Origin of the sequence: Mycolicibacterium arseniciresistens (genome assembly GCF_030519285.1) — a bacterium.
Classification (GTDB): Bacteria; Actinomycetota; Actinomycetes; order Mycobacteriales; family Mycobacteriaceae; genus Mycobacterium; species Mycobacterium arseniciresistens.
Map to the genome: position 1 here is coordinate 1 of NZ_JAUMSQ010000017.1, position 26,451 is coordinate 26,451.

Sequence of the window (26,451 nt, forward strand, 5' to 3'; positions counted from 1 at the left end):
ACCCGCAGGCGCGGGCGCAGACGGCGGCGGCATGGAACATCTCCGCACTGCCCGCCGCCACCGGACGCGACACGGCGGCGATCCTCGACGCGGCGGGTTCGGGCGATGTGGGCGCCGTCCTCGTCGGCGGCCTCGACATCGCCGACCTGCCCGATCCGGACGCCGCCATGGCGGCTTTACGCGCCGCACCGTTCGTGGTGAGCCTGGAGCTGCGCGAGAGCGCGGTCACCGCGATCGCCGACGTGGTGTTCCCCGTGGCCCCTGTCGTGGAGAAGTCGGGTTCGTTCGTCAACTGGGAGGGCCGGCAGCGTCCGTTCCCCGCCGCGCTGCAGACCAACGCGAACGCCGACCGCAGGGTGCTGCACATCCTCGCCGACGAAATGGGTGTGGACCTCGGACTGCCCACGCCGGAGGCGGCCGCGGCCGAGATGGCGGAGCTCGGCCTGTGGGCCGGCGCGCGGCCGGCCGGTCCGGACGAGGCCGCGCCGGCCTCCCCCGCACCGGAGGCAGGCCAGGCGGTGCTGGCGAGCTGGCGCATGCTGCTCGACGCCGGTCGTCTGCAGGACGGGGAGCCGCACCTGGCCGGCACCGCACGCCCAGCCGTGGTCCGGATGTCGGCCGGGACCGCCGCCGAAATCGGGTGTGCCGAGGGCGATCCCGTGCGCGTCGGCACCGAACGCGGTGACGTCGTCCTGCCGCTGGCCGTCACCGACATGGACGACCGGGTGGTGTGGCTGCCGACGAACTCCCCCGGCGCCGCGCTGCACCAGCGACTCGGGGCCGGCGCGGGCGCCGTGGTGACGATCGGCCGGGCCACCTGATGATCCACCCCGACCCGACCCTGTTCGGCCACGACCCGTGGTGGCTGATCCTCGCCAAGGCGGTCGGTGTCTTCGTCTTCTTACTGCTGACGGTGCTGGCGGCGATCCTCATCGAACGCAAGGTGCTCGGCCGCATGCAGATGCGCTTCGGGCCCAACCGCGTCGGGCCGAAGGGCCTGCTGCAGTCGCTGGCCGACGGCATCAAGCTGGCGCTCAAGGAGGGCCTCACCCCGGCGGGGGTGGACAAGCCGATCTATCTGCTCGCCCCGGTGATCGCGACGGTGCCGGCGTTCCTGGCCTTCGCGGTGATCCCGATGGGCGGCGCGGTGTCGGTGTTCGGCCACCGCACCGCCCTGCAGCTGACCGACCTGGCCGTCGCGGTGCTCTACATCCTCGCCGTCACCTCGATCGGCGTGTACGGGATCGTGCTGGCCGGCTGGGCATCCGGATCGACCTACCCACTGCTGGGCGGACTGCGGTCGAGCGCCCAGGTGGTGTCCTACGAGATCGCGATGGCGCTGTCGTTCGCGGCGGTGTTCCTCTACGCGGGCACCATGTCCACCTCCGGCATCGTGGCCGCGCAGGACCGCACGTGGTTCGTGTTCCTGCTGCTGCCTTCGTTTCTCGTCTATGTCACGTCGATGGTCGGCGAGACGAACCGGGCGCCGTTCGACCTGCCCGAGGCCGAGGGCGAACTGGTCGGCGGGTTTCACACCGAGTACTCGTCGCTGAAGTTCGCGATGTTCATGCTCGCCGAGTACGTCAACATGACGACGGTCTCCGCCCTGGCCACCACGATGTTCCTCGGCGGCTGGCACGCACCGTGGCCGATCAGCATCTGGGACGGCGCCAATACCGGCTGGTGGCCGCTGCTCTGGTTCACCGCCAAGGTGTGGGCGTTCCTGTTCCTCTACATCTGGCTGCGCGGCACCCTGCCGCGGCTGCGCTACGACCAGTTCATGGCCATCGGCTGGAAGGTGCTCATCCCGGTGTCGCTGGCCTGGATCATGGTCGTGGCCACGGCGCACAGCCTGCGCGTGCACGGCGAAGGAGTGTGGGCGACCGCCCTGCTCATCGGCGGCACGGTCGCCACCCTGCTGCTCGCCAGGACCCTGTGGCGGGCGCAGCGCCCCGGCACCCAACGATTCATCGCCGACCCGGTCGCGGGCCCGGATTCCTTCCCGGTGCCGCCGTTGCCACACGAACATGCCGCAGCGACGGCCGAGTCCACCCCCAAGGAGAAGACCGATGCCTAAGCTCTGGGACGCCGTCGCCGGATTCGCCGTCACCTTCACCACGATGTTCAAGAAGCCGATCACCGAGGAGTATCCGGAGAAACCCGGTCCGGTCGCCCCGCGGTACCACGGCCGCCACCAGCTCAACCGGTACGCCGACGGTCTCGAGAAGTGCATCGGCTGCGAATTGTGCGCATGGGCCTGCCCGGCCGACGCGATCTACGTGGAGGGCGCGGACAACACCGAGGCCGAACGGTTCTCGCCGGGCGAGCGATACGGCCGGGTGTACCAGATCAACTACCTGCGCTGCATCGGCTGCGGTCTGTGCATCGAGGCGTGCCCCACCCGGGCGCTGACGATGACCAACGAGTACGAGATGGCCGACGACAACCGCGCCGATCTGATCTGGGGCAAGGACAAGCTGCTGGCGCCGATGCAGGCCGGGATGACGCCGCCGCCGCACGCCATGGCTCCCGGCGCATGCGACGACGACTACTACCTCGGTCGGATCGCCCCCGTCCCGGAGATCACCACGTGACCGATGCCGTGATGCTGCTCGCCGCCGAGGGCGCCACCCGCACCACCACCACCGAGGCCGTCATGTTCTGGGTGCTCGGCACCATCGCGGTCATCGGCGCGGTCGGGGTGGTGGCCGCACCGAAAGCCGTGTACTCCGCGGTGTCCCTGGCCGGCACGATGATCGTGCTGGCCATGCTCTACATCGCCCAGGACGCGCTGTTCCTCGGTGTCGTGCAGGTGGTCGTCTACACCGGTGCGGTGATGATGCTGTTCCTGTTCGTGCTGATGCTGATCGGCGTCGACCTGTCCGAGTCGCTGACGGAAACACTTCGCGGGCAACGGGTCACGGCGATCGCGGTCGGCGCCGGATTCGGCATACTGCTCATCGCCGGCATCGGCAGCGTGTCGACCACCGGGTTCACCGGACTGGCCGAGGCCAACGCGGGCGGCAATGTCGAGGGGCTGGCCGCCCTGATCTTCACCCGCTACCTGTGGGCCTTCGAACTGACCGGGGCGCTGCTCATCACCGCGGCGCTGGGCGCCATGGTGCTGGCCCACCGCGAGCGCTTCGAGCACCGGAAGACCCAACGCGAACTGGCCATCGAGCGCTTCCAGGCCGGCGGGCACGCGACGCCGATGCCCAATCCCGGTGTGTACGCCCGGCACAACGCCGTCGACATGCCGGGCCGGCTGCCGGACGGCTCGGCCTCCGAATCGTCGGTCAGCGCGACCCTGCAGCGGCGGCCCGTGCCCACGATGGACGTCGCACCGGTCGACGGCAACGGCAGGAACGGCCACGCCAACGGCAGGAACGGTCGTCGATGAACCCCGACAACTACCTGTACCTGTCGGCGCTGCTGTTCACGATCGGCGCCGCGGGAGTACTGCTGCGCCGCAACGCGATCATCATGTTCATGTGTGTGGAACTGATGCTCAACGCGGCGAACCTGGCGTTCGTCGCGTTCTCCCGGATGCACGGCCACCTCGACGGACAGGTGGTGGCGTTCTTCACCATGGTGGTCGCGGCCTGCGAGGTGGTGATCGGCCTCGCGATCATCATGACCATCTTCCGCTCCCGCCGCTCGGCCTCGGTCGACGACGCCAGTCTGCTGAAACACTAGGCGCGCATGACACTTCCGGTATGGCTGCTCATCGCCCTCCCGTTGGCGGGCGCCGCGGTCCTGTTGCTCGCCGGCCGTCGCACCGACCGGTGGGGCCACCTGCTGGGTTGCGCGGCGGCGATCGCGTCCTTCGCCGTCGGCGCGGTGCTCTTCGCGGGCATGCTCGGCCGCGAGGCCGAGGACCGCGCGGTGGTCGAGACGCTGTACTCCTGGGTGCCCGTCGCAGGTCTGCAGGTCGACTTCGGACTGCAACTCGACCAGCTGTCGATGTGCTTCGTGCTGCTGATCACCGGGGTCGGCTCGTTGATCCACGTCTACTCCGTCGGCTACATGAAAGGCGACGTCGGTCGCAGAAGGTTCTTCGCGTACCTCAACCTCTTCCTGGCCGCCATGCTGCTGCTGGTGCTCGCCGACAACTACCTCGGGCTCTACATGGGCTGGGAGGGCGTCGGTCTGGCGTCCTACCTGCTCATCGGATTCTGGTCGCACAAGCCGTCGGCGGCCGCCGCGGCAAAGAAGGCGTTCGTGGTCAACCGGGTCGGCGACATGGGCCTCGCGATCGCGCTGATGATCATGTTCGCCACCGTCGGGTCGGTCTCGTTCGCGACGGTCTTCGCCGGCGCCGAACAGCTCGGTGACGGCATGCTCACCGCCGTCGGGCTGATGCTCCTGCTCGGCGCGTGCGGCAAGTCCGCGCAGGTGCCGCTTCAGTCGTGGCTCGGTGACGCCATGGAGGGCCCCACCCCGGTGTCGGCGCTGATCCACGCCGCCACCATGGTCACCGCGGGCGTGTACCTGATCGTGCGGTCCGGGCCGATCTTCGACCTCGCTCCCACCGCGCAACTCGGCGTGGTGATCGTCGGCGCGGTCACCCTGCTCTTCGGCGCGATCATCGGCTGCGCGAAGGACGACATCAAGAAGGCGCTCGCCGCGTCGACGATGAGCCAGATCGGCTACATGGTGCTGGCCGCCGGACTCGGTCCCGCCGGATACGCGTTCGCGATCATGCACCTGCTCACCCACGGCTTCTTCAAGGCGGGGCTGTTCCTGGGCGCCGGTTCGGTGATGCACGCCATGGACGACGAGGTGGACATGCGCCGCTACGGCGGGTTGCGCACCGCGTTGCCGATCACCTTCGCGACGTTCGGACTGGGATACCTGGCCATCATCGGGATACCGCCGCTGGCCGGATTCTTCTCGAAGGACGGCATCATCGAGGCCGCGCTCGGCGCGGGTGGCGCCAAGGGCATCATCCTCGGCGGCACGGCGATCCTCGGCGCAGGCATCACCGCGTTCTACATGACCCGGGTGATGCTCATGACGTTCTTCGGTGAACGCCGGTGGGCGGACCACGTCCATCCGCACGAGGCGCCGAAAGTGATGACGTGGCCGATGATCCTGCTCGCGGTCGGTTCGGTGGGCTCGGGCGCGCTGTTCGCGATCGGCGGGACACTCGAGCACTGGCTCGAGCCCGTCGTCGGCAGCCACGAAATCCATCACGTGGCACCGGTGTGGGTGGTCACCACGATCATCCTCGGCGTGGTGGCGGTCGGTATTGCGGTGGCCGTCCGCGCCTACGGCACCCGGCCGGTGCCCGCCGAACCGCCTGCCGGATCGGCACTCACCGGGGCGGCCCGGCGTGACCTCTACGGCGACGCCGTGAACGAGGCGGTGTTCATGCGGGGCGGACAGGTGGTGACCCGGGCGATGGTCGACGTCGACGACAGGGGCGTCGACGGTGCCGCCACCGGACTGGCTGCGGTGGTGAGTCGGACATCGGATGCGTTGCGGCAGTGGCAGACCGGCTTCGCCCGGTCGTACGCGCTGTCGATGCTCGCCGGCGCTGCCCTGGTGGTCGGCATGATCATGGCGGTGCGGGTGTGGTGAGCGCCTTTCCGTGGCTGAGCGTGTTGTGGGCGGCGCCGATCCTGGGCGCCGGCGCGGTCATGCTGGTACCCGCGACCCGGCGGACGGCGGCCAAGTGGGTGGCGCTGGCCGTCGCGGTGGCCGTGCTGGTGTTGACCGCGACGATCGCGGTCCGCTTCGACCCGGCAGGAGCGCAGTACCAGTTCGTCGAATCCCGGCGCTGGATCCCGTCGTTCGGCACCGGATACATCCTGGGCGTCGACGGCATCGCGCTGGCACTGGTGGTGCTGACCGCGGTGCTGGTACCGCTGCTGATCGTCGCCGGCTGGAACGACGCAGGCGGGCAACGTCGCTCGGTGCACACCTACCTCGCGCTGACCCTGGCCGTCGAGGGCATGGTCATGATGTCTCTGGTCGCGCTGGACGTGCTGCTGTTCTACGTGTTCTTCGAGGCGATGCTCATCCCGATGTACTTCCTGATCGGCGGCTTCGGCGGCGAGAACCGGTCCGGGGCGGCGGTGAGGTTCCTGCTGTACAACCTGTTCGGCGGGCTGATCATGCTGGCCGCGGTGATCGGCCTCTACGTGGCGACGGCGGGCAGCTCCGCCTTCGACGCGGGCACCTTCGACTTCCGGGCCATCGTCGCCGCGGTGTCGTCCGGTGAGTTCGCCCCCAGCGCGGCCGTGTTGAACCTGCTGTTCCTCGGGTTCATGTTCGCGTTCGCCGTCAAGGCGCCACTGTGGCCGTTCCACCGCTGGTTGCCCGACGCGGCAGTGGAGGCCACGCCGGCCAGCGCGGTGCTGATGATGGCCGTGATGGACAAGGTCGGCACCTTCGGGATGCTGCGCTACTGCCTGCAGCTGTTCCCGGACGCCTCGACACTGTTCCGGCCCGTGGTGATCACCCTGGCGGTGATCGGCATCGTCTACGGCGCGATCCTCGCGATCGGGCAGACCGACGTCATGCGGTTGATCGCCTACACCTCGATCTCCCACTTCGGCTTCATCATCCTCGGCATCTTCGTGATGACGAGCCAGGGTCAGTCGGGGTCCACGCTGTACATGGTGAACCACGGCATCTCGACCGCGGCGCTGTTCCTCATCGCGGGATTCCTGGTGTCGCGGCGCGGTTCCCGCATGATCGACGCCTACGGCGGTGTGCAGAAGGTGGCGCCGGTACTGGCGGGCACCTTCCTGGTGGCCGGACTGGCGACGCTGTCGCTGCCCGGCCTGGCCCCGTTCATCAGCGAATTCCTGGTGCTGATCGGCACATTCACGCGGTACCCGGTGCTGGCGGTGATCGCCGCGACCGCGCTGGTGCTGTCGGCGGTGTACATCCTGTGGATGTACCAGCGGATGATGACCGGCCCGGTTCCCGACGACCTGGCCGACGGCGCCCACCGGATCCGCGACCTGGTGCCCCGCGAACTCGTCGTGGTCGTCCCGCTGATCGCCCTGCTACTGATCCTCGGCGTCTACCCGAAACCGGCGCTGGACGTGATCAATCCGGCGGTCGAGCACACGCTGACCACGATCGACCAGCGCGATCCGGCTCCGAGCGTCGCCGTGTCGACCGAAGCCGAAGGGGGCCGCTGACATGCCCACGCCGAGCGTCGAGTACGGCCTGCTGTCGCCGATGCTGATCGTGCTCGCCGCGGCCGTGCTCGGAGTTCTCCTGGAGGCGTTCCTGCCCCGGCGCAGCCGCTACGGAGCCCAGGTCGCACTGGCCCTCGGCGCCCTCGTCGCTGCGCTCGTCGCGGTGGTGGTGCTGGCGCGCAGGCACACCGAGAGCCGGGCGGTGATGGGCGCCGTCGTGGTGGACGCCCCCGCGCTGTTCCTGCAGGGCACCGTGCTGCTGGTCGCCGTGCTGGGCGTCCTGCTCATCGCCGAGCGTCAGATTCCCGCCCGCAGCGAAACCGGCGACACTGCAGGCGGACTCGACTCCTTCACGCCGCAGGCGTCGGCGATCACCGGAAGCGTCGCCGAGCAGTTGGCCACCAAGGCGGGGGTGATCCAGACCGAGGTCTTCCCGCTGACCATGTTCGCCGTCGGTGGCATGCTGCTGTTCCCGGCCGCCGACGACCTGCTCACCATGTTCATCGCGCTGGAGGTGCTGTCACTGCCGCTGTACCTGCTGTGCGGCCTGGCGCGACGGCGGCGGCAGCTGTCGCAGGAAGCGGCGTTGAAGTACTTTCTGCTGGGCGCCTTCTCCTCGGCGTTCTTCCTCTACGGCGCGGCCATGCTGTACGGCTACGCCGGCACTCTGGACCTGCGCGGCATCGCCACCGTCGTCTCCGCCGGGACCGGGCGACCGATCACGCTCGCGCTGATCGGCACCGGCCTGCTGCTGGTCGGTGTGTTGTTCAAGGTCGGTGCGGTGCCGTTCCACTCGTGGATCCCCGACGTGTACCAGGGCGCGCCGACCCCGGTGACCGCGTTCATGGCGGCGGCCACCAAGATCGCCGCGTTCGGGGCGATGCTGCGCATCTTCTACGTCGCGCTGCCCGAACTGCGCGACGATTGGCGGCCGGTGCTGTGGGCGATCGCCATCCTCACCATGGTGATCGGCACGGTCACCGCCGTCACCCAGACCGACGTCAAACGCATGCTGGCCTACTCGGCCGTCGCGCATTCGGGCTTCATCCTGACCGGCGTGATCGCCGAGAACCAGGCGGGGCTGTCCTCCACGCTGTTCTACCTGTTCGCCTACGGATTCAGCACGCTGGGCGCCTTCGCCGTGGTGAGCCTGGTCCGCGACGCCAATGGCGAGGAGGAGACGGCGATGGCCCGCTGGGCCGGGCTGGGCCGGCGGTATCCGCTTGTCGGAGTGGTGTTCTCGCTGTTCCTGCTCGCGTTCGCCGGCATTCCGCTCACCAGTGGCTTCGTCAGCAAGTTCGCGGTGTTCAAGGCGGCGGGCGAAGGTGGCGCGATCCCGCTGGTGATCGTCGGTGTGGTCGCCAGCGCCATCGCCGCGTACTTCTACGTGCGGGTGATCGTGCTGATGTTCTTCACCGAACCCCCCGACGACGCGCCGGAGGTGGTGGTGCCGAGTGGCCTGACGACGGCCGCGGTGACGGTCGCCGCCGCTGTCACGCTGGCGCTCGGCGCGCTGCCGCAGCCGCTGCTCGATCTGGCCGACAACGCCGACCAGTTCCTGCGCTGAGATGATCGGGCCATGACCGACCTCGACGCGCTCGTGCTGATCCTCGACCAGGGTGCGGTGCGGCTGATCACGATGAACCGGCCGCAGGCGCGGAACGCGTTGAGCCGGAGCCTGATTCGCGAGCTCTATACAGCGCTGACCGATGCCGACGCCGATGCCTCGGTGCGCGCGGTGGTGCTGACCGGCGCCGATCCGGCGTTCTGCGCCGGGGTCGACCTCAAGGAGGCTCAGCAGCTCGGCACGGCCTACTTCGAGGAGTTCCGTGAGCACAGCTGCATCAATGCCACCGGCCGGATGCGGACACCGATCATCGGGGCCGTCAACGGCGCGGTCTTCACCGGCGGCCTGGAGATGGCGCTGGGCTGTGACTTCCTGATCGCCTCGGAGCGGGCGGTGTTCGCCGACACCCATGCCCGGGTCGGCATCCTGCCCGGCGGAGGGATGACCGCGCGATTGCCCCACGTCGTCGGGTCGGCGATGGCGCGCCGGCTGTCGATGACCGGTGAGGTGGTCGACGCCGCCCGCGCCGAACGGATCGGCCTGGTCACCGAGGTCGTCGCGCACGACCGCCTCGTCGAACGGGCCCTCGAATTGGCGCACCAGATCGCCGAGGTACCGGCGCCGACGATGGCCGGGTTGAAGGAGATCTATGCGCGCGGCCAGGAGCCCGTCCTCTCCCCCGCGCTGGCGGCCGAGCAGGAGATCGCGGCGGCGCAGACCCGGGACTTCGCGGACCTCGGTGAGCGGTTCAGCCGGGTGAGCGCGCGCAACAAGGGGCAGATCGCCGGGGAATAGCCCGCCGCCGGTCGCGGTTGTGGCGCGCATGACCACACTTTCCGGCAAGACCGCACTGGTGACCGGCGCCTCGCGAGGGATCGGACGCGCGATCGCGCGCCGACTGGCCGCCGACGGGGCCGTCGTCGCCGTGCATTACGGCAGCAACGACGCCGCGGCCGCGGAGACCGTCGACGCCATCCGCGCCGCCGGCGGCGAGGCATTCGCCGTCCGAGCGGAACTCGGCGTCGACAACGACGTCGAGACCCTTTTCGCCGCACTCGAACACGGACTCGACGGTCGTCCTCTCGACATCCTCGTCAACAACGCCGCCATCGCCACCGCGGACGCCACCATCGAGAAGGCGACGCCCGAGCAGTTCGAGCGCGAGTTCGCCATCAACGTGCGGTCGCCGTTCTTCATCACCCAGCGAGCCCTGCCGCTGCTGCGCGACGGCGGCCGCATCATCAACGTCTCGTCGGGCGTCACCTGGTTCGCGACACCGCAGATCGTGTACTCGATGACGAAGGGCGCGCTGAACGTCCTCGGCCGCTCACTCGCCAACACCCTTGGGGAGCGTGGCATCACGGTGAACAACGTGGCGCCGGGCGTCACCGACACCGACATGAACTCGTGGCTGCACGACAGTGCCGACGCGCAGCGGGGATTCACGAACATCACGGCGCTCGACCGGATCGGCAAGGCCGAGGAGATCGCCGACGCCGTCGCGTTCTTCGCGTCCCCCGACAGCCGCTGGGTGACGGGCCAGACGCTCGACGTCAACGGCGGGATGTACCTCGGTCCGAAAGAGAAGCTGCTGCCGAGCTAGTCGTCAGCGTTGCCGCGTCAGGATGAACTCGACGGTGCGCCGGTTGCCGAACTCCGCCCGTGGCTGCGTCGCCATCTCGACCTGACGGCGGGCCTGCTCGATCACCGGGGTGTCCGGGTCGAGAACCGACAGATACGTGTGGTGGGCGGCCAACGACGCGACGGCCGCGTCGATGTGATCGTCGACCGTCTCGCCGTGGGTGCCGTCGGGACCGTTCTCGAACAGCCACCGCGGCGGGTCGGTGAGCGTGTCGTAGACCGCCGCGACCGCCCGGGCGAATTCGATGTGGTCGCGCTGATTCAGGGCGCCGGGCTCCCCTTCCGGCCCGCTGTAGATGGTGACGACGACGTCGGGGGCAGCGGCCGTGACGCAGCCGGCGATCGCGGCGCGCAGGGCGGGGGTGTCGCGGATGTCGCTGTCGGGGAATGACCAGAACTCGACCTTGTCGACCCCGACGACCGCCGCGGAGCGGCGCTGTTCGCCCTCCCGGATCGGGCCCGCCTGTTCGGGCGCCGTCCCCGCGATACCGGCTTCGCCGCGGCACGCCAGCGCATAGCGCACCGTGCGGCCCGCGGCGGTCCATTTCGCCACCGCGGCGCCGATGCCGTACTCGGGGTCGTCGGGGTGCGGGACGAGGACCAGCGCCGTGTGCCAGTCGTCGGGGAACGGCTGCAGGGCCTTCGCGGGCGTCACCGCCCTATGCCACCACGCCGCGCGCCACGATGGCCGTGGTCTGGTCGACCCAGGTGTCGTCGAGCGTGTGACCCGGCACGAGCAGCAGCCGGAGCATGGTGGCGCCACCGATGATCTCGACGAGCCGGTCGGGATCGACGTCCTCGTGCACCTCGCCGCGGCGCACCGCGTCGGCGAGCCGGGTGTGCACCGCGGCGAACACGCCGGCGAATCGGCCCATCACCCTGGCGTTCAGTTCGGCGTCAGCGGACATGTCGGCGATCAGGCCGGGCAGCGCCGCCCGCACCACCGGAGTGGTGAACACGTCGCGGGTGGCTTCGATCATCGCGCGCACGTCGGCGGCGATGTCGCCCGCTGGCGCCGTCAGCGCGGTCGGCGCCGCGGGGAACGCCGCCTCGTGCACCAGTTCGGCCTTGCTGGACCACCGGCGGTAGAGCGCGGTCTTGGTGGTGCCGGCCCGCTGCGCCACCGCCGCCATCGTCAGGTTCGAATAGCCGATTTCCACAAGCAGATCCGCGGTCGCGCGCAGTATGGCAGCGTCAATGCGCGGATCCCGGGGCCGACCGGCGCCGGGGGTCTTGTCAAGCGAAACAGGGTCTGCTTTCATAACGCTACCCACCGTATCGTAATTGCGGCAAAGGAAGGGTCTCATGCCCACAGAACCGGCTGTCGAAGACGTCGGCCGTCTGCAGCGCTCCGGCCGCGACACCAGCACGCTGCCCGATGTGCTGTCCCAGTGGCTGGCCACAGTGCTGCCCGGCGGGGTTGCGCCCCAGGTCACCGTCGAGAGCGGCATCGATGCGAACGGGATGTCCTCGGAGACAATCGTGCTCACCGTGCGCCGGGACGTCGACGGTGCTCCCGTCGAGGAGCGGTTCGTCGCCCGGGTCGCGCCGTCGGCGGAGGACGTGCCGGTCTTCGACTCCTACCGGCTGGACCACCAGTTCGAGGTGATCCGGCTGGTCGGCGAGTCGACCGACATCCCGGTGCCGCAGGTGCGCTGGCTGGAGCCGACGGGATCGGTGCTGGGCACCCCGTTCTTCCTGATGGACCATGTCGAGGGCATCGTGCCGCCCGACGTGATGCCCTACACGTTCGGCGGGAACTGGTTCTACGATGCGCCTGCCGAGAAGCAGCGCGAACTGCAGGACCGCACCGTCGAGGTGCTGGCCAAGCTGCACGCCGTGCCACAGCCGGAACAGACCTTCGGCTTCCTGGCCGAGAAGGCGCCGCAGCGGAATGCGTTGCGACGCAATCTCGATTGGCTGACGTCGTGGTACGCGTTCGCCGTTCCCGACATCGGCCGCTCCGAGCTGATCGAGCGGGCGCTGGCGTGGCTGGAGGAACACTGGCCCGCCGAGGTCGCCGACGCGGACCCGGTGCTGGTGTGGGGTGATGCGCGGATCGGCAACGTCCTCTACGAGGATTTCCGGCCCGTCGCCGTCCTGGACTGGGAGATGGCCACTCTCGGCCCGCGGGAGATGGATCTCGCGTGGATGATCTTCGCGCACATGGTGTTCCAGGAGCTCACCGGCCTCGCCGGGTTACCGGGCATGCCGGACTTCATGCGCGAGGCCGACGTCAAGGCCACCTACACCGAACTGACCGGCGTCCCCGTCGGCGACCTGCAGTGGTTCTACGTGTACTCGGCCGTGATCTGGGCGTGCGTCTTCATGCGGACCAGTGCGCGGCGGGTGCGCTTCGGCGAGATCGAGGCGCCCCAGGACGTGGAATCGCTGTTCTACCACGGCGCCTTGCTGCGCCGACTGATCGGAGACGACGCCTGATGCTCGGACCCATGGACGAGTTCCCCGTTCACCAGATCCCGCAGCCGATCGCCTGGCCGGGGTCGTCGGACCGCAACTTCTACGACCGGTCCTACTTCAACGCCCATGACCGCACCGGCGACATCTTCGTCATCACCGGGATCGGGTACTACCCGAATCTCGGTGTGAAGGACGCTTTCATGCTGGTCAGGCGGGGCGACACGCAGACCGCGGTGCACCTGTCCGACGGCGTAGACCAGGACCGGCTGCACCAGCACGTCGGCGGCTACCGGGTGGAGGTCGACGAACCGCTGCAGCGGCTGCGGATCGTGCTCGACGAGACCGAGGGCATCGCGGCCGACCTGACCTGGGAGGGCCTGTTCCCCGTCGTGCAGGAGCAGCGGCACCTGCTGCGCACCGGCCACCGGGTGACCCTCGACGCGCAACGGTTCGCGCAGGTGGGGACGTGGAGCGGGCACCTCGTCGTCGACGGTGAGGAGATCGCCGTCGATCCCGCCCGCTGGATCGGGACACGGGACCGGTCATGGGGTATCCGGCCCATCGGCGAGGCCGAACCGGCAGGCCGGCCGGCCGATCCGCCGTTCGAGGGCATGTGGTGGCTGTACGTGCCGATGGCGTTCGAGGACTTCGCGATCGTGCTGATCATCCAGGAGGAGCCGACCGGCTTCCGGTCGCTCAACGACTGCACCCGAATCTGGCGCGACGGCAGGGTCGAGCAGCTGGGCTGGCCGCGGGTGAAGATCCACTACACGTCGGGGACCCGGATCCCCTACGGCGCGACGATCGAGGCCACCACCCCCGACGGTGCACCCGTGGTGCTGGAGGTGGAGTCGAAGCTGGCGGTGCCCATCCACATCGGCGGCGGCTACGGCGGCGACTCGGACTGGATCCACGGAATGTGGAAGGGCGACAAGTTCACCGAGCGGCTGACCTACGACATGACCGACCCGTCGGTGTCGGGGCGGGCGATGTTCGGCGTCATCGACCACGTCGGGCGGGCGAGCTGCAGTGTCGGCGGTCAGACCGTCGAAGGGTGGGGCCTGTTCGAGCACGGGGCACTCGGCCGCCACGACCCGTCCGGCTTCGCGGACTGGCTGACCCTGGCGCCCTAGCGGAAGCGGCGGTGCAGCGACTGCTTCGATACACCGAGGATGCGGGCGATGTCGCCCCAGGAGTAGCCGGCGGTGCGTGCCGCACGGATCGCCGCGTCGTAGTTCTCCCGCGCGCGGTCGAGGTTGTCGCGAGCTGAATGGAGTCCGCGTCGGCATTCGCCCGACATGATCTCGGTGATGACCGGGTCGGGTTCGTCGACAGCAGGCCGGGGGTCGCGTGCTCCGCATTCGAGTTCCTCGAGGGTGCGGCGGCGCATCTCCTCGAGGTCAGGGTGGTTGGCCCACCATGGTTGCCGCGGTGGGGGCGGACCGGGCGGCTCCGGCATGCCGCTTCCGTCGGGTGCCATGGGCGCAGTATGCGGAGGAGCACCGACAGGTGCGGAGCGCGCCGCACCGACGCACCCCAACAACCCGCGCCCGTCAACAAAAGGTGACGCACGCAAGTGCACACACCATCCGCCGAGCGCGCCGCACCGACGCACCCCAACGACCCGCGCCCGTCAACAAAAGGTGACGCACGCAAGTGCACACACCATCCGCCGAGCGCGCCGCACCGACGCACCCCAACGACCCGCGCCCGTCAACAAAAGGTGACGCACGCAAGTGCACACACCATCCGCCGAGCGCGCCGCACCGACGCACCCCAACGACCCGCGCCCGTCAACAAAAGGTGACGCACGCAAGTGCACACACCACCCGCCGAGCGCGCTCAGGCGGTCTGGGTGACCGGCGCGGGCACCTTGCCGAACACCATCGACTCCTCGATGCGGTCGAAGCGGTGGTCGATGACGTCGAGGAAGTAGTTGTGCCGGACGTGCCACGGCCGCCTGGTGCCCGAGCGCGGCAACGCGTGCGGGGCCCGCTGGATGTAACCGGCCTGCAGGTCGAACGTCGGCTTCTCCTTCATCGGCGCCTCACCCAGATGCGGATATGCGTGGGTGTAGCCGTGAGAGTCCATGTAGGCCAGCAGCTTTGCCACCGCCTTGGCGGTCATGTCGGCACGCAGCGTCCACGATGCGTTGGTGTAGCCGATGCACCACGCCATGTTCGGCACGTCCTCGAGCAGGTACTCCTTGTAGACGAAGCGGTCGGTGGGTTTGATCTCGCTGCCGTCGATGCTGACCTTGATGCCACCGAGCGCCTGCAGCTGCAGTCCCGTTGCGGTGACGATGATGTCGGCGTCGAGGTGGCCGCCGGACTTCAGGGCGATACCGGTGGCATCGATGTGATCGATGTGGTCGGTCACCACCTCGGCCCGCCCGTCGCTGATGTGCTCGAACAGGTCGTGGTCGAGCACCAGGCACATCCGTTGGTCCCACGGGTTGTAGCGGGGATTGAAGTGGACGTCGACCTCGTAGTCCGGCGGCAGCGCCGCCATCGTCCGGTTCCTGATCAACTTCCGGCCGAACTTCGGCGCCTTACGGAACATGAAGTACGTGAGCACGTGGAACACCGCGTTGCGCAGCCGGACCACCGGGTGGGCCAACTTCGGCGGCAACAACTTCCGGATGAAGTCCACCATCGGGTCGATGCGCGCCATCGACATCATGTACGTCGGCGAGCGCTGCAACATGGTGACATGCGCGGCCTCCTTGGCCAGCGCCGGAATCAGGCTGATCGCGGTGGCGCCACTGCCGATCACCACCACCCGCTTGCCGGAGTAGTCGAGATTCTCCGGCCAGAACTGCGGGTGCACCACCTCGCCGCCGAACTGCTCGACACCGGGGAACTCGGGGGCATAGGGCTCGTCGTAGTTGTAGTAACCGGTGCCGCAGAACAGGAAGCGGCCCCGGTACTGCTTCTCCTCGCTCCCGTCGGGCCCCTCGTGCACCGCGGTGACCGTCCAGGTGTCGGTGCTGGAGTCCCAGTCGGCCGAGCGGACGTGCGTGTTGAACCGGATGTGCCGGTCGATGCCGTTGTTGCGCGCCGCATCGGTCAGGTAGTCGCGGATGTCGGCGCCCTCGGCGACATTCTCGGGCCGTCGCCACGGCTCGTAGGGGAAGCTCAGGGTGAAGATGTCGCTGTCGGACCGGATGCCGGGATAGCGGAACAGGTCCCAGGTGCCGCCGATGCGCGCCCGTCGCTCCAGCAACGTATACGTCAGCTGGGGGTTCTTCTCGTGGATCCGGTAGGCCGCGCCGATCCCGGATATACCCGCCCCGATGATGATGACGTCGGAGTATTCGGCCGCATGTGCCATCCCGATGAACCTCCCTTGGTCCGCTCGGGTACCACGATAGGACTCAGCCCTTGAGCTCGTCGACTATCCGGGCCAACGCCTCGATCTCGATGGGTCCCGGCTGGTAGAGACAGATCCGGTCGGACACCCCGGCCACCCGGTCGCGGATGTGTGCGGCCACCTCGGCCGGCGTGCCGCACGCGGCGATCGTGTGCAGCACCTCGTCGTCGATCAACGTTCCCATCTCCTGCCAGCGGCCCTGCTTGGACAGCGCATGCAGGTCCGGCTGCAGATCGCCCCAGCCGTGCACCTCGAGCACCGGGCGGTACGCCGGGGTCGACCCGTAGAACGCCAGCAGTCTGCGGGCGGCGGCGTGGTCGGGGTTGTCGTCGCCGAGGACCGACACGATGACCTCGGGCACCACGGCGAACTCGTCGAGTTTGCGGCCCGCGGCTGACAGGCCCTCACGCACGGCCGGCAGCGTGGCCTCCTCGAGGTACCGCCTCGATCCGAACGGCATCACCAGCAGGCCGTCGGCGACCTCGGCGGTGGCCCTGGTCAGCCGCGGGCCCAGGGCACCGACGTAGATGGGCGGTGGACCATAGGGATTCGCGCGCGGGGTGAACGTCGGCGTCATCAGCGTGTGCCGGTAGAACTCGCCGCGGAAGTCCAGCCGCTCCCCCGTCGACCACGTCTGGAAGATCGCCCGCAGCGCCGCGACCAGTTCGGTCATCCTGGCCACCGGACGGTCGAAGTCGGCGCCGAACCGCTTCTCGATCTGGGTGCGGATCTGGGTGCCCAATCCCAGCGTGAACCGGCCCTCGCTGAGCAACTGGTGATCGATGGCCTGGTGCGCGAGGTGGATCGGGTTGCGCGGAAACGCGATCGCCACGTTGGTCATCAGCTGCAGGCCGCCGACCGTCGAGGCGAGCGTCAGCGGCGCGAACACGTCGTGCGGCCCCTCGAAGGTGAACACGCCCGCCGCCCCGGCCTCGCGCAGTGCATGCGCCCGGTCGATCGCGTCCGTCGGGCCGAACAACGCCGTCATGACTTCCACGGCGTGAGAGCCTAGTCGGATGACCATGCCAGCCGAGGCAGATGTCGTCGTGGTGGGCGCGGGATTCGCCGGATTGTCGGCCGCCCGCGAGCTGATCCGGCTCGGCCGGGAGGTGGTGGTGCTGGAGGGCCGCGACCGCGTCGGCGGCCGGTCGCTCACAACCACCATCGCCGGGACCCCGATCGACCTGGGCGCGACGTTCGTCGGCCCCACCCAGGACGCGGTCACCGCCCTGGCAGCGGAGCTGGGCTGCCCCACCGTGCGGACCCACAGCCGCGGCAAGAACCTCATCCGCTGGCGCGGCAAGGTCCGGTCCTACCGCAGCACCGTCCCGCGGCTGTCGATCATCGAACTGGTCGACGTGTCGCGGATCCAGTGGCGGTTCGAACGGCTGTGCCGGCAGGTGAAGGTGGCCGAGCCGTGGGCGTCGCCCGCGGCGCACCGCCTCGACGAGCAGACCCTCGAGAGCTGGCTGCGTTCGGTGCACGCCAGCGCGTCGACCCGCGACCTGATGGCGATCATGGCGCGCGTGACGTGGGGCTGCGAGCCCGACGCGGTGTCGATGCTGCACGCCGTGCGCTACGTCAAGGCCGCGGGCGGGATCGGGCGGATGCTCGACGTGGAGGGCGGCGCACAACAGGACCGCTTCCCGGGTGGGACGCAGGAGATCGCGCTGCGGATGGCCGAACAGCTGGGTGCCCGCGTCGTGCTGAGCACGCCGGTGCAGCGCATCGAACGCCACGACGACGGCACGGTCACCGTGCACGGCGCGTCCGGCACCTCGACGACGGCGAAGGCGGTCGTCGTCGCCGTCGCGCCCGCCCACCGGGACGCCATCACCTTCGAGCCGGCCCTGCCCGACGGCTTGCGCGAGCTGGCCGCGCACTGGCCGCAGGGCCGGCTGAGCAAGGCCTACGCCGCCTACGAGACGCCGTTCTGGCGGGCCGGCGGCTGCTCGGGCGAGGCGCTGTCCGACGAGGGCCCGGTGTTCATCACCTTCGATGTCAGTCCGGGCGACGGGCCCGACGCGGACGGCCCCGGCATCCTGCTCGGCTTCACCGATGCGCGGACGTTCGATGCGCTGCCGCCGCAGGTCCGCCGCGACGAGGCGCTCGGCGGCTTCGCGGCGCTCTTCGGCGACCCGGCACTGTCGCCGATCGACTACGTCGACCACTGTTGGGGCGCCGAGGAGTTCGCGCCCGGCGGGCCGACCGCGGCCGTGCCGTCGGGGTCGTGGACCACCTATGGTCCTGCGCTGCGCCAGCCGGTCGGGCCGATCCACTGGGCGGGCACCGAGACCGCCGACGAGTGGACGGGTTTCCTCGACGGCGCGGTGCGGTCGGGACTGCGCGCGGCGGCCGAGGTGCACGCCGCCCTCGGCTAGGAGGTGGCGCGGCGGTCGGCCGCCGAGGACTCCAAGAGCTCGCGCAGGTGGCGGTTGACCTCTTCGGGGCGCTCGAGGATCGCGCAGTGGCCGCCGCTCAGTTCGACGAAGGCCGCGAGGTTGGGGGCGTTTTCGGCGATCCGCCGCGACGACGTGATCGGCAGCAGCCGGTCCTTCTCGCTGCCGATCACCAGGGTCGGCACGGTCAGGTTCTGCAGGCCGATGTGATCCCTGCCCATCGCGTCGACCAGGATGCGGGCCCAGCCGCCCCGGCCGGCCGGCGGGGTGTTCACGAACAGTTCGTAGACGAAGTCGGCGACCGACGGGTCGGCGTCCCGCCCGACCGCGAGCGTCGAGACGAAGCGGCGGCTCGACCGTTCGGCGGCCCGCAGCGCCGGGACCGCACCGAACGTCTTGAGCAGCGTGCCACCGGCGCGCACCCGTGCGGCCGACAACCGCTCCGGCACCGGCAGGAACTTCACGTCGCGCAGCAGGTCGCCGGTCGTGGTGTTGATCAGCGCGGCGCCGCGGACGCGTTGCGTCACCCGCTGCGGATACCGCTCCGCCCATGACGTGATCGCGATGCCGCCCATCGAGTGGCCGGCGACGACGGCCCGCTCGTCGGCGGACACGGTGGCGGCGAGGACGGCGTCGAGATCGGCGGCCAGGTAGTCCAGGCTGTAGTTGCCCCGCCGCGCGGGCACCCCGCTGCGGCCGTGACCGCGGTGGTCGAAGGCGATCACCCGGTAGTCGCGGGCCAGGTCGGCGATCTGGTACGCCCACACCCGGATGGCGCAGGTGATGCCGTGGGCCAGCACGATCGGCGGCGCGTCGTCCGGGCCGAACACCTCGGTGTGGATGCGGACCCCGTCGATCGACCGGACCGGCACGATGCGGCCGGTCGGGAGCGATCTCGCGGCGGCGAATCCGCCACTGCCTCTGCGGTCACGCGGTCCCATGATTCGCTCCGATCGCCGCCGGCAACGCTGCCGGGACTGCCAGATTAACTCCCGGTGACCAGAACCGGTTTGACGACCCGGCCGGATTTCGCCGCGGACCAGCCGTCGCCGAAGTCGTCGAACCGGTACCGCGTCACCACCTTCTCCAGCGGTAGCTCGCCGCTGCGGACCAGGCCGGCCAGCCGAGGGATGAACGTGTGCGGCTCGCTGTCGCCCTCGACGACGCCGCGCACGGTCAGGCCGCCGCCCATGATCAGCCCGACGGGCAGGGACGCGGTCGGCGCGCCGAGGCCCACGATCGCGAGCGTTCCGCGTGCCCGCAGCGCCGTCAGCGCCCCGGCCAGAACGTCGGGGATCGCGGTGGTGTCGATCGCGGCGTGCGCACCGCCGCCGGTGAGCTCGAAGATCTCGGCGGTGGCGTCCGCGGAGGTGGGGTCGACGGTGGCGGTCGCGCCCAACTCCGCGGCGAGGGCGCGGCGCTCGGGCACCGGGTCGACCGCGACGATGACCCCACAACCGGCGATTCGGGCGCCCATCACCGCCGACAACCCGACCGCGCCGACGCCGTAGACCACGAGGGTGTCGCCGCGCTGCGGCGCGATCGTGTTCAGCACGGTGCCCACGCCGGTCTGCACGCTGCAGCCGAGCGGGGCAGCCAGCGCGGGGTCCAGGTCGTCATCGATCGGCACGGTGTTGCGGGCGGAGGCCAGTGCGTAGGTGGCCAGGCTGGACTGGCCGAAGAAGCCGCCGGTGATCGCCTCGTCGCCCAGGTGCAGCGCGTCGCGCGCCCCGCGCATGTTGAGGTCGGTGGAACGCCTGCAGTACGCCGGACGCCCCTCGACGCAGTTCGGGCACTCACCGCAGCTGGCGAAGGTCAGCACCACCCGCCGGCCGACGGCCACACCGGCGGAGGGGCCGGCCGCCTGGACGGTGCCAGCCCCCTCGTGGCCGAAGACCATCGGCATCCGCCGCTGCGGCCAGCGGGCCGCCACACTGATGTCGGTGTGGCAGATGCCGACCGCGTCGATGCGCACCAGCACCTCGTCCCGGGCGGGCGGGCGGATCCGGATGCCGGTCAGCTCCGGGTCGGCCCCGGCGTCGAGCAGCACCGCGGCACGGGCATCGATCACCCGGGAAGGTTAAATGTTCAACGTCGACGACAGGAAGGCGGCCATGCGCGCGATCCAGATTGCCCGGCTCGACGGTCCGCAGGCGGCGGAGGTCGTCGACATCGACGAACCCGGTGCCGACGGCGCTGTCCTCATCGACGTGCACGCCGCCGGGGTGGCGTTTCCCGACGCGCTCCTCAGCCGCGGCCTCTACCAGTACAAGCCCGACCTGCCCTTCGTTCCCGGCGCGGAGATCGCCGGGGTGGTGCGCAGCGCCCCCGCCGATTCCGGTGTCTCCGCGGGCGACCGGGTGGCGGGCCTGACCATGCTGTCCGGCGGGATGGCCGAGGTGGTGGCGCTGCCCGCGGAGCGGGTGTTCACGCTGCCCGACAACGTGTCCTTCGAGGCCGGCGCCGGTCTGCTGTTCAACGACCTGACCGTGCACTTCGCCCTGCGTACCCGGGGCCGCCTCGCGGAGGGTGAGACCGTGCTGGTGCACGGCGCCGCCGGCGGCATCGGCACCTCGACGCTGCGGCTGGCGCCGGCGTTGGGTGCGTCGCGCACCATCGCGGTGGTGAGCACCGAGGACAAGGCGGACATCGCCCGCGCGGCCGGGGCGTCGGACGTCGTGCTCGCCGACGGCTTCAAGGATGCGGTCAAAGAGCTCACAGGGGGCCGCGGCGTGGACGTGGTGGTCGATCCGGTCGGCGGCGACCGGTTCACCGACTCGCTGCGCTCGTTGGGCGTGGGCGGGCGGCTGCTGGTGGTCGGGTTCACCGGCGGTGAAATCCCCACGGTGAAGGTGAACCGACTGCTGCTCAACAACGTCGACGTGGTCGGCGCGGGCTGGGGCGCGTGGACGTTCTCCCACCCCGACTACATCAGGGAGCAGTGGGCCGAACTGGAGCCGCTGCTGGCGTCGGGCAAGGTGTCCGCGCCTGCGCCGGAGGTGTATCCGCTGGAGCGGGCGGCCGACGCCATCGCGGCGCTGGAGAACCGCACCGCGAGGGGCAAGGTCGTCGTCGCGCTGCGCTGAGCGGGACTGACCTCGCGGGAAAGCCTCGCCCGCGCAACGCCCGCCATACACTCGGAGCACAGCGGCAGCCTGCTCAACGAGGAGCGTAGAACCATGACCTTGATCGACGCGGAGCCGACGGCCCGCACCAGCTTCGATGACGACGTCGAAGCCACCCAGAGCTACTTCGACAGCCCCAGGTTCGAGGGGATCATCCGGCTGTACACGGCGCGGCAGGTGGTCGAACAGCGCGGCACGATCCCGGCCGACTATCCGGTGGCGCGGGAGGCTGCCGCCGCCTTCTACCCGCGGCTGCGCGAGCTCTTCTCCGAGCACAAGAGCATCACCACTTTCGGCCCCTACTCGCCGGGGCAGGCCGTGACGATGAAACGGATCGGCATCGAAGGCATCTACCTCGGCGGGTGGGCGACCTCGGCGAAGGGGTCACTGAGCGAGGATCCCGGACCCGACCTGGCGAGCTATCCGCTCAGCCAGGTGCCCGACGAGGCCGCCGGGCTGGTGCGCGCCCTGCTCACTGCCGACCGCAACCAGCAGTACCTGCGGCTGCGGATGAGCGAGGAACAGCGCGCGACGACGCCTGCGGTCGACTACCGGCCGTTCATCATCGCCGACGCCGACACCGGCCACGGCGGTGATCCCCACGTGCGCAACCTGATCCGTCGCTTCGTCGAGTCTGGTGTGCCGGGCTACCACATCGAGGACCAGCGTCCGGGCACCAAGAAATGCGGCCACCAGGGCGGCAAGGTGCTGGTGCCCTCGGACGAACAGATCAAGCGCCTCAACGCCGCCCGCTTCCAGCTCGACATCATGGGCGTGCCCGGCATCATCGTGGCGCGCACGGACGCCGAGGCGGCCAACCTGATCGACAGCCGCGCCGACGAGCGTGACCAGCCGTTCCTGCTCGGCGTCACGAACGTGAACGTGCCCCCGTACAAAGCGTGCTTCCTCGCGATGATGCGCCACTTCTACGACAGCGGCGTCAAGGAGATCAACGGCCACCTGCTGTACGCCATCGCCGACGGCGAGTATGCGGCTGCGCACGCGTGGCTCGACCGCCAGGGCATCCTCGCCGCGATCGACCAGGCCGCATCGGACTGGAAGGACGGCGACCCCGCCAACGAAAAGCTCTACGACGGAATCGAATCGAAGCTCGTCGATGCCTGGCAGGTCGATGCCGGCGTGATGACCTACGGCGAGGCGGTCGCCGAGCTCATCTCGTTCCGGGAAGGCGAGGGCGACGGGCTGGACATGTCCGTCGCCGATTGGCGGGCATTCGCAGAGCGGGCCTCGCTCTACAGCGCCACCGAGAAGGCCCGTGAACTCGGCCTGGTCGCGACGTGGGACCCGGAACTGGCCAAGACGCCGGAAGGCTACTACCAGATCCGCGGCGGCATCCCCTATGCGATCGCGAAATCGCTTGCCGCGGCGCCGTTCGCCGACATCCTTTGGATGGAGACCAAGACGGCCGACCTCGCCGACGCGAAGAAGTTCGCCGAGGCGATCCACGCGCAGTTCCCCGACAAGATGCTGGCCTACAACCTGTCGCCCTCGTTCAACTGGGACACCACCGGCATGAGCGACGACGAGATGCGGGTATTCCCTGAAGAACTTGGCAAGATGGGGTTCGTCTTCAACTTCATGACCTACGGCGGCCATCAGATCGACGGCGTCGCCGCCGAGGAGTTCGCCACCGCGCTCCGCCAGGACGGCATGCTCTCGCTGGCCCGTCTGCAGCGCAAGCTGCGCCTGGTGGAGTCGCCGTATCGCACGCCGCAGACCCTGGTCGGCGGACCGCGCAGCGACGCCGCGCTCGCCGCCTCGTCAGGCCGCACGGCGACCACGAAGTCGATGGGTGAAGGCTCCACCCAGAGTCAGCATCTCGTGCAGACCGAGGTGCCGAAGAAGCTGCTCGAGGAATGGCTCGCGCTGTGGGGTGAGCACTATCAGCTCGACGAGACCCTGCGCGTGCAACTGCGGCCCCGCCGCGCCGGCGGCGAGGTGCTCGAACTCGGCATCTACGGCGACGGTGAGGACAAGCTCGCCGACGTGCTCGTCGACCCCATCAAGGACCGGCACGGACGCAGCATCCTCACGATCCGCGACCAGAACACCTACGCCGAGAAGCTGCGGCAGAAGCGCCTGATGACGCTCATCCACCTGTGGCTGGTGCACCGGTTCAAGGCAGCCGCGTTCTATTACGTGACGCCGACCGAGGACAACGTGTATCAGACGGAGAAGATGAAGTCGCACGGCATCTTCAGCGACGTGCACGAGGACGTCGGCGAGATCATCGTCGCGGAGGTGAACCAGCCGCGCATCGACGAACTGCTCGCGTCCGACCGCGAGGCGCTGCAGCGGCTGATCCGCAAGGAGGACTAGCCGGTCGTGACCACCACCGCAACCGCGCCGTTCCGGACGGCGTGGAACGACTGGCACGCCGATCGCGAACGCTACTACCGCGATCCGCTCGGCTGGGTGAGCATCACCGGGTTGTATTGGCTCACCGAAGAATTCGAGACGGTGGCCGATCTGCCGGGCCAATGGCGCGCCGACGCCGACGCGGTGTACGTCGAAGGCATCGACGGCGCCGAACGGCTGGAGCCCGTCGAGGGCGCGCCGGGACTGCTGGTCGACGACGGCGATCGGCGCATCGAGGTCATCCGTCGGACGGGATCGGTGGGGCTGCGGGTACACGATCCGCGGTCGCCGCACCTGGCGCAATTCTCCGGAATCCCCGCCTACGGGCCGGACGAACGCTGGCACGTGACGGGAACCTTCACGCCGTTCCAACATGCGGAGACGGTGACGACGGGCGCGGTGGTGGCGGGACTCGAGCACCATCACTCGGCCGTCGGCACCATCGATTTCGACATCGCAGGCACGGCAGCGCGATTGATCGCATTCGCCCGTACGGACGGGTCGCTGCATCTGCTGTTCACCGACGCCACCAGCGGGGTCACCACCTATCCGGGCGCCCGGTCGCTGGCGGTGGTCGGGCCGGACGACGCCGGGCAGGTGGTGCTCGACTTCAACCGAGCGGCGAATCTGCCGTGCTCGTTCACCGACTTCGCGACGTGCCCGGTGGCACCGCCGGAGAACAGGCTCGCCGTCGCGGTCGAGGCCGGCGAGAAGGATCCGCGGCACTAAGCGTCTGCCGCGAGCGATCGATCGCTGGGGTTCGCAGCGAAAAAACTTGTGTCACAGTGGTTTCTGCTGTCACACAGCCCGTGAGTTCTGTCGGACCCTCGCACTAGTGTTCGAGGCATGGACAGGGAGCAGGTGGTGGCGGCGTTGGAGGCTTTGGATGCCGCGCGTGCCGCGATCGCCGCCCTGCCCCTCGACAACCTCTCCGCCGCGGACCTTGTCGCGGTGTATGAGCGCCGCGTGTACGCGCACCGCCAGGACGCCGCGGTGGATCACACTGTGCTCGCGCACCTGAAGAATGCGTTCCGCCCCGAGGTGTACGGGAACACCAGTCTGCGAGATGTGCTGGCCCAGCGTTTGCATCTGGACACTGCCGATGTGACCCGACGCCTCTCCGCGACTGAGGCGTTGGGGCCGCGGTGGACGTTGACCGGCGAACGCCTCGACCCGCAGTGGGTGCACACCGCCGCCGCGTTGCGGGCGGGGGCAATCGATCTCGCGCACGTCGAGGTGATCCGCAAATGCCTCAAGAAGGTGCCCGGTTGGGTGGACGCGACGACCCGGGCCGACGCCGAACGCGACCTCGCCGGCTGGGCTCAACGGATGCCGCCGCAGGATCTCGAGGTGGCCGCGGACTACCTGCTCAACGCGATCGACCCCGACGGCGCCGAACCCGATCACGATGACCAGCAGCACCGCCGCAATCTGGTCATCGGTAAGCAGCAGCCCAACGGCATGACGCCGATCAAGGGTGACCTCGACCCGGAGACCGCTGCGCTGTTGGACGTGATCATCGCCAAGTACGGCGCCCCGGGTCAGAATCTGCCTGAGGATCCGGGTGCCGGGGAGACCGTCCCGCGGGAGGTCTTCGGGATCGCTGACCCGCGTACCCGCCAGCAGCGCCACCATGACGCGCTGAAGACCGCGTTGCGTGACGTCGCCGCCTCGGGATCCTTGGGTCAGGTCAACGGGGTGCCGGCCACCATCGTGGCCACCACCACTGTCACCGATCTCGAGTCCCGGGCGGGGTACGCCGACACCGCCAGCGGCCGCAAGCTTCCGATCCGGGATCTGATCCGCCTGGCCGGGCAGTCGCAGCATTACCTGGCGGTGTTCGACGACCACACCGAGGAAGTCCTGTACTTCGGGAGGGCGCGGCGGTGTGCGTCGACGGCGCAGCGGTTGGCGTTGTTCGCCCGCGACAAGGGTTGCACCCGACCCGGCTGTACCCGCCCGGCATTCGACTGCCAGGTTCATCACGCTCAACAGGACTGGCGCGAAGGCGGTTTGACGAACACCACCGACATGGCGTTGGCCTGCGCACCGGACAATCACCTCATCGAGAACACCGACTGGACCACCCGCCGCCGCAACGGCCGAACCGAATGGATCCCCCCACCACCCCTCGACACCGGACAAACCAGGGTCAACAACCACCACCACCCCCGCCGCTACCTCACCGACCATTCTGACGACGACGGCGAAGCAGACTAGCTGCGATCACCGCTCAGTCGGGTCACACCTGCATCCGCGACCCGACGAGTATCGTGCGGTCCCAAGGCAATCTGAAGTAGCCGGCGGCGGTCTGAACGGCGCCGTCGGGTTGCCGTGGCGGTCGTCGACGGGACGTGCGTGTTAGGTTGAACCTCGGCGTCGAACATGTG

At 69.5% G+C, this 26,451-nt stretch carries 24 protein-coding genes; 17 read left to right on the plus strand and 7 right to left on the minus strand.

Annotation, left to right across the window (positions count from 1 at the left end; translation table 11 throughout):
• The 10 genes from Q2100_RS04175 to Q2100_RS04220 form a co-directional block, all read left to right on the plus strand.
• On the plus strand, positions 1–821 hold an 821-nt coding region (locus Q2100_RS04175; RefSeq protein ID WP_302912939.1), incomplete at its 5' end, for a molybdopterin dinucleotide binding domain-containing protein.
• Positions 821–2,077: an NADH-quinone oxidoreductase subunit NuoH gene (gene nuoH, locus Q2100_RS04180; protein WP_302912940.1), complete on the plus strand. Its 1,257-nt coding sequence runs from the start codon at positions 821–823 to the stop codon at positions 2,075–2,077. The genes Q2100_RS04175 and nuoH, both read left to right, overlap by 1 nt.
• Complete coding sequence (gene nuoI / locus Q2100_RS04185) at positions 2,070–2,594, plus strand: NADH-quinone oxidoreductase subunit NuoI (RefSeq protein WP_264015818.1); 525 nt, start codon at positions 2,070–2,072, stop codon at positions 2,592–2,594. The genes nuoH and nuoI overlap by 8 nt, the downstream gene beginning before the upstream one ends.
• Before the next feature lie 11 nt (positions 2,595–2,605).
• On the plus strand, positions 2,606–3,400 hold the full coding sequence (locus Q2100_RS04190) for an NADH-quinone oxidoreductase subunit J (RefSeq protein ID WP_302912989.1): 795 nt from the start codon (positions 2,606–2,608) through the stop codon (positions 3,398–3,400).
• Complete coding sequence (gene nuoK, locus Q2100_RS04195) at positions 3,397–3,696, plus strand: NADH-quinone oxidoreductase subunit NuoK (protein WP_264015819.1); 300 nt, start codon at positions 3,397–3,399, stop codon at positions 3,694–3,696. The genes Q2100_RS04190 and nuoK overlap by 4 nt, the downstream gene beginning before the upstream one ends.
• 6 nt (positions 3,697–3,702) lie before the next feature.
• Entirely contained in the window at positions 3,703–5,583 is a 1,881-nt protein-coding gene (nuoL, locus tag Q2100_RS04200) for an NADH-quinone oxidoreductase subunit L (RefSeq protein ID WP_302912941.1), read from the plus strand.
• Complete coding sequence (locus Q2100_RS04205) at positions 5,577–7,157, plus strand: NADH-quinone oxidoreductase subunit M (protein WP_302912942.1); 1,581 nt, start codon at positions 5,577–5,579, stop codon at positions 7,155–7,157. Before nuoL ends, Q2100_RS04205 begins: the two co-directional genes overlap by 7 nt.
• 1 nt (position 7,158) lies before the next feature.
• On the plus strand, positions 7,159–8,724 hold the full coding sequence (gene nuoN / locus Q2100_RS04210) for an NADH-quinone oxidoreductase subunit NuoN (RefSeq protein ID WP_302912943.1): 1,566 nt from the start codon (positions 7,159–7,161) through the stop codon (positions 8,722–8,724).
• A 12-nt stretch (positions 8,725–8,736) separates the two neighbouring features.
• Entirely contained in the window at positions 8,737–9,519 is a 783-nt protein-coding gene (locus Q2100_RS04215; RefSeq protein ID WP_302912944.1) for an enoyl-CoA hydratase, read from the plus strand.
• Positions 9,520–9,547: 28 nt separating this feature from the next.
• Positions 9,548–10,327 (plus strand): SDR family NAD(P)-dependent oxidoreductase, encoded by a 780-nt coding sequence (locus Q2100_RS04220; RefSeq protein ID WP_302912945.1) that lies wholly within the window; start codon positions 9,548–9,550, stop codon positions 10,325–10,327.
• Between the two features lie 3 nt (positions 10,328–10,330).
• Here Q2100_RS04220 and Q2100_RS04225 read toward each other — a convergent pair whose 3' ends face one another.
• Together Q2100_RS04225 and Q2100_RS04230 are read right to left on the minus strand one after the other, a co-directional pair.
• On the minus strand, positions 10,331–11,020 hold the full coding sequence (locus Q2100_RS04225) for a PIG-L deacetylase family protein (RefSeq protein WP_302912946.1): 690 nt from the start codon (positions 11,018–11,020) through the stop codon (positions 10,331–10,333).
• A 4-nt stretch (positions 11,021–11,024) separates the two neighbouring features.
• Complete coding sequence (locus Q2100_RS04230) at positions 11,025–11,627, minus strand: TetR/AcrR family transcriptional regulator (RefSeq protein WP_302912947.1); 603 nt, start codon at positions 11,625–11,627, stop codon at positions 11,025–11,027.
• A gap of 43 nt (positions 11,628–11,670) precedes the next feature.
• Between Q2100_RS04230 and Q2100_RS04235 the strand changes: the two genes are divergently transcribed.
• Both Q2100_RS04235 and Q2100_RS04240 read left to right on the plus strand, forming a co-directional pair.
• A complete protein-coding gene (locus tag Q2100_RS04235) occupies positions 11,671–12,807 on the plus strand; it encodes a phosphotransferase family protein (protein ID WP_302912948.1) in 1,137 nt (378 codons plus the stop codon).
• Positions 12,807–13,919, plus strand: coding sequence for an Rv3169 family protein (locus tag Q2100_RS04240; protein ID WP_264015827.1), 1,113 nt, complete (start codon positions 12,807–12,809; stop codon positions 13,917–13,919). The genes Q2100_RS04235 and Q2100_RS04240 overlap by 1 nt, the downstream gene beginning before the upstream one ends.
• On the opposite strand, the gene Q2100_RS04245 is transcribed toward Q2100_RS04240, so the two are convergent.
• The 3 genes from Q2100_RS04245 to Q2100_RS04255 all read right to left on the minus strand — a co-directional run bounded on the left by Q2100_RS04245 (position 13,916) and on the right by Q2100_RS04255 (position 17,146).
• On the minus strand, positions 13,916–14,266 hold the full coding sequence (locus Q2100_RS04245; protein WP_302912949.1) for a helix-turn-helix domain-containing protein: 351 nt from the start codon (positions 14,264–14,266) through the stop codon (positions 13,916–13,918). The two genes, Q2100_RS04240 and Q2100_RS04245, sit on opposite strands and share 4 nt — an antisense overlap.
• 362 nt (positions 14,267–14,628) lie before the next feature.
• Entirely contained in the window at positions 14,629–16,119 is a 1,491-nt protein-coding gene (locus tag Q2100_RS04250) for a flavin-containing monooxygenase (protein ID WP_302912950.1), read from the minus strand.
• A gap of 43 nt (positions 16,120–16,162) precedes the next feature.
• Complete coding sequence (locus Q2100_RS04255; RefSeq protein WP_302912990.1) at positions 16,163–17,146, minus strand: LLM class F420-dependent oxidoreductase; 984 nt, start codon at positions 17,144–17,146, stop codon at positions 16,163–16,165.
• Between the two features lie 28 nt (positions 17,147–17,174).
• Here Q2100_RS04255 and Q2100_RS04260 point away from each other — a divergent pair, with 28 nt between their 5' ends.
• The gene (locus Q2100_RS04260) at positions 17,175–18,539 is read left to right on the plus strand and encodes a flavin monoamine oxidase family protein (protein ID WP_302912951.1); all 1,365 of its coding nucleotides are present in this window, start codon (positions 17,175–17,177) and stop codon (positions 18,537–18,539) included.
• Here the strand turns inward: Q2100_RS04260 and Q2100_RS04265 are convergent.
• Both Q2100_RS04265 and Q2100_RS04270 read right to left on the minus strand, forming a co-directional pair.
• A complete protein-coding gene (locus Q2100_RS04265) occupies positions 18,536–19,498 on the minus strand; it encodes an alpha/beta fold hydrolase (RefSeq protein WP_302912952.1) in 963 nt (320 codons plus the stop codon). The two genes, Q2100_RS04260 and Q2100_RS04265, sit on opposite strands and share 4 nt — an antisense overlap.
• A 44-nt stretch (positions 19,499–19,542) precedes the next feature.
• A complete protein-coding gene (locus tag Q2100_RS04270; protein WP_302912953.1) occupies positions 19,543–20,628 on the minus strand; it encodes an NAD(P)-dependent alcohol dehydrogenase in 1,086 nt (361 codons plus the stop codon).
• Positions 20,629–20,671: 43 nt separating this feature from the next.
• On the opposite strand from Q2100_RS04270, the gene Q2100_RS04275 reads away from it, so the two are divergent.
• The 4 genes from Q2100_RS04275 (at position 20,672) to Q2100_RS04290 (ending at position 26,281) form a co-directional block, all read left to right on the plus strand.
• A complete protein-coding gene (locus tag Q2100_RS04275) occupies positions 20,672–21,643 on the plus strand; it encodes an NADPH:quinone oxidoreductase family protein (RefSeq protein WP_302912991.1) in 972 nt (323 codons plus the stop codon).
• A gap of 93 nt (positions 21,644–21,736) precedes the next feature.
• On the plus strand, positions 21,737–24,022 hold the full coding sequence (gene aceA, locus Q2100_RS04280) for an isocitrate lyase ICL2 (RefSeq protein WP_302912954.1): 2,286 nt from the start codon (positions 21,737–21,739) through the stop codon (positions 24,020–24,022).
• Between the two features lie 6 nt (positions 24,023–24,028).
• Positions 24,029–24,790, plus strand: a complete 762-nt coding sequence (locus Q2100_RS04285) for a DUF1684 domain-containing protein (protein ID WP_302912955.1) — start codon at positions 24,029–24,031, stop codon at positions 24,788–24,790.
• 117 nt (positions 24,791–24,907) lie between these two features.
• Positions 24,908–26,281, plus strand: a complete 1,374-nt coding sequence (locus tag Q2100_RS04290; RefSeq protein ID WP_302912956.1) for an HNH endonuclease signature motif containing protein — start codon at positions 24,908–24,910, stop codon at positions 26,279–26,281.
• The last annotated feature ends 170 nt before the right edge of the window (positions 26,282–26,451 follow it).

Bases quoted from the DNA above. Each gene is read 5' to 3' on its own strand.
- nuoH (WP_302912940.1), top strand. From the start codon at position 821: ATGATCCACCCCGACCCGACCCTGTTCGGCCACGACCCGTGGTGGCTG.
- nuoI (WP_264015818.1), top strand. From the start codon at position 2,070: ATGCCTAAGCTCTGGGACGCCGTCGCCGGATTCGCCGTCACCTTCACC.
- Q2100_RS04190 (WP_302912989.1), top strand. From the start codon at position 2,606: ATGCTGCTCGCCGCCGAGGGCGCCACCCGCACCACCACCACCGAGGCC.
- nuoK (WP_264015819.1), top strand. From the start codon at position 3,397: ATGAACCCCGACAACTACCTGTACCTGTCGGCGCTGCTGTTCACGATC.
- nuoL (WP_302912941.1), top strand. From the start codon at position 3,703: ATGACACTTCCGGTATGGCTGCTCATCGCCCTCCCGTTGGCGGGCGCC.
- nuoN (WP_302912943.1), top strand. From the start codon at position 7,159: ATGCCCACGCCGAGCGTCGAGTACGGCCTGCTGTCGCCGATGCTGATC.
- Q2100_RS04215 (WP_302912944.1), top strand. From the start codon at position 8,737: ATGACCGACCTCGACGCGCTCGTGCTGATCCTCGACCAGGGTGCGGTG.
- Q2100_RS04220 (WP_302912945.1), top strand. From the start codon at position 9,548: ATGACCACACTTTCCGGCAAGACCGCACTGGTGACCGGCGCCTCGCGA.
- Q2100_RS04230 (WP_302912947.1), bottom strand. From the start codon at position 11,627: ATGAAAGCAGACCCTGTTTCGCTTGACAAGACCCCCGGCGCCGGTCGG.
- Q2100_RS04235 (WP_302912948.1), top strand. From the start codon at position 11,671: ATGCCCACAGAACCGGCTGTCGAAGACGTCGGCCGTCTGCAGCGCTCC.
- Q2100_RS04240 (WP_264015827.1), top strand. From the start codon at position 12,807: ATGCTCGGACCCATGGACGAGTTCCCCGTTCACCAGATCCCGCAGCCG.
- Q2100_RS04245 (WP_302912949.1), bottom strand. From the start codon at position 14,266: ATGGCACCCGACGGAAGCGGCATGCCGGAGCCGCCCGGTCCGCCCCCA.
- Q2100_RS04250 (WP_302912950.1), bottom strand. From the start codon at position 16,119: ATGGCACATGCGGCCGAATACTCCGACGTCATCATCATCGGGGCGGGT.
- Q2100_RS04255 (WP_302912990.1), bottom strand. From the start codon at position 17,146: ATGACGGCGTTGTTCGGCCCGACGGACGCGATCGACCGGGCGCATGCA.
- Q2100_RS04260 (WP_302912951.1), top strand. From the start codon at position 17,175: ATGACCATGCCAGCCGAGGCAGATGTCGTCGTGGTGGGCGCGGGATTC.
- Q2100_RS04265 (WP_302912952.1), bottom strand. From the start codon at position 19,498: ATGGGACCGCGTGACCGCAGAGGCAGTGGCGGATTCGCCGCCGCGAGA.
- Q2100_RS04275 (WP_302912991.1), top strand. From the start codon at position 20,672: ATGCGCGCGATCCAGATTGCCCGGCTCGACGGTCCGCAGGCGGCGGAG.
- aceA (WP_302912954.1), top strand. From the start codon at position 21,737: ATGACCTTGATCGACGCGGAGCCGACGGCCCGCACCAGCTTCGATGAC.
- Q2100_RS04290 (WP_302912956.1), top strand. From the start codon at position 24,908: ATGGACAGGGAGCAGGTGGTGGCGGCGTTGGAGGCTTTGGATGCCGCG.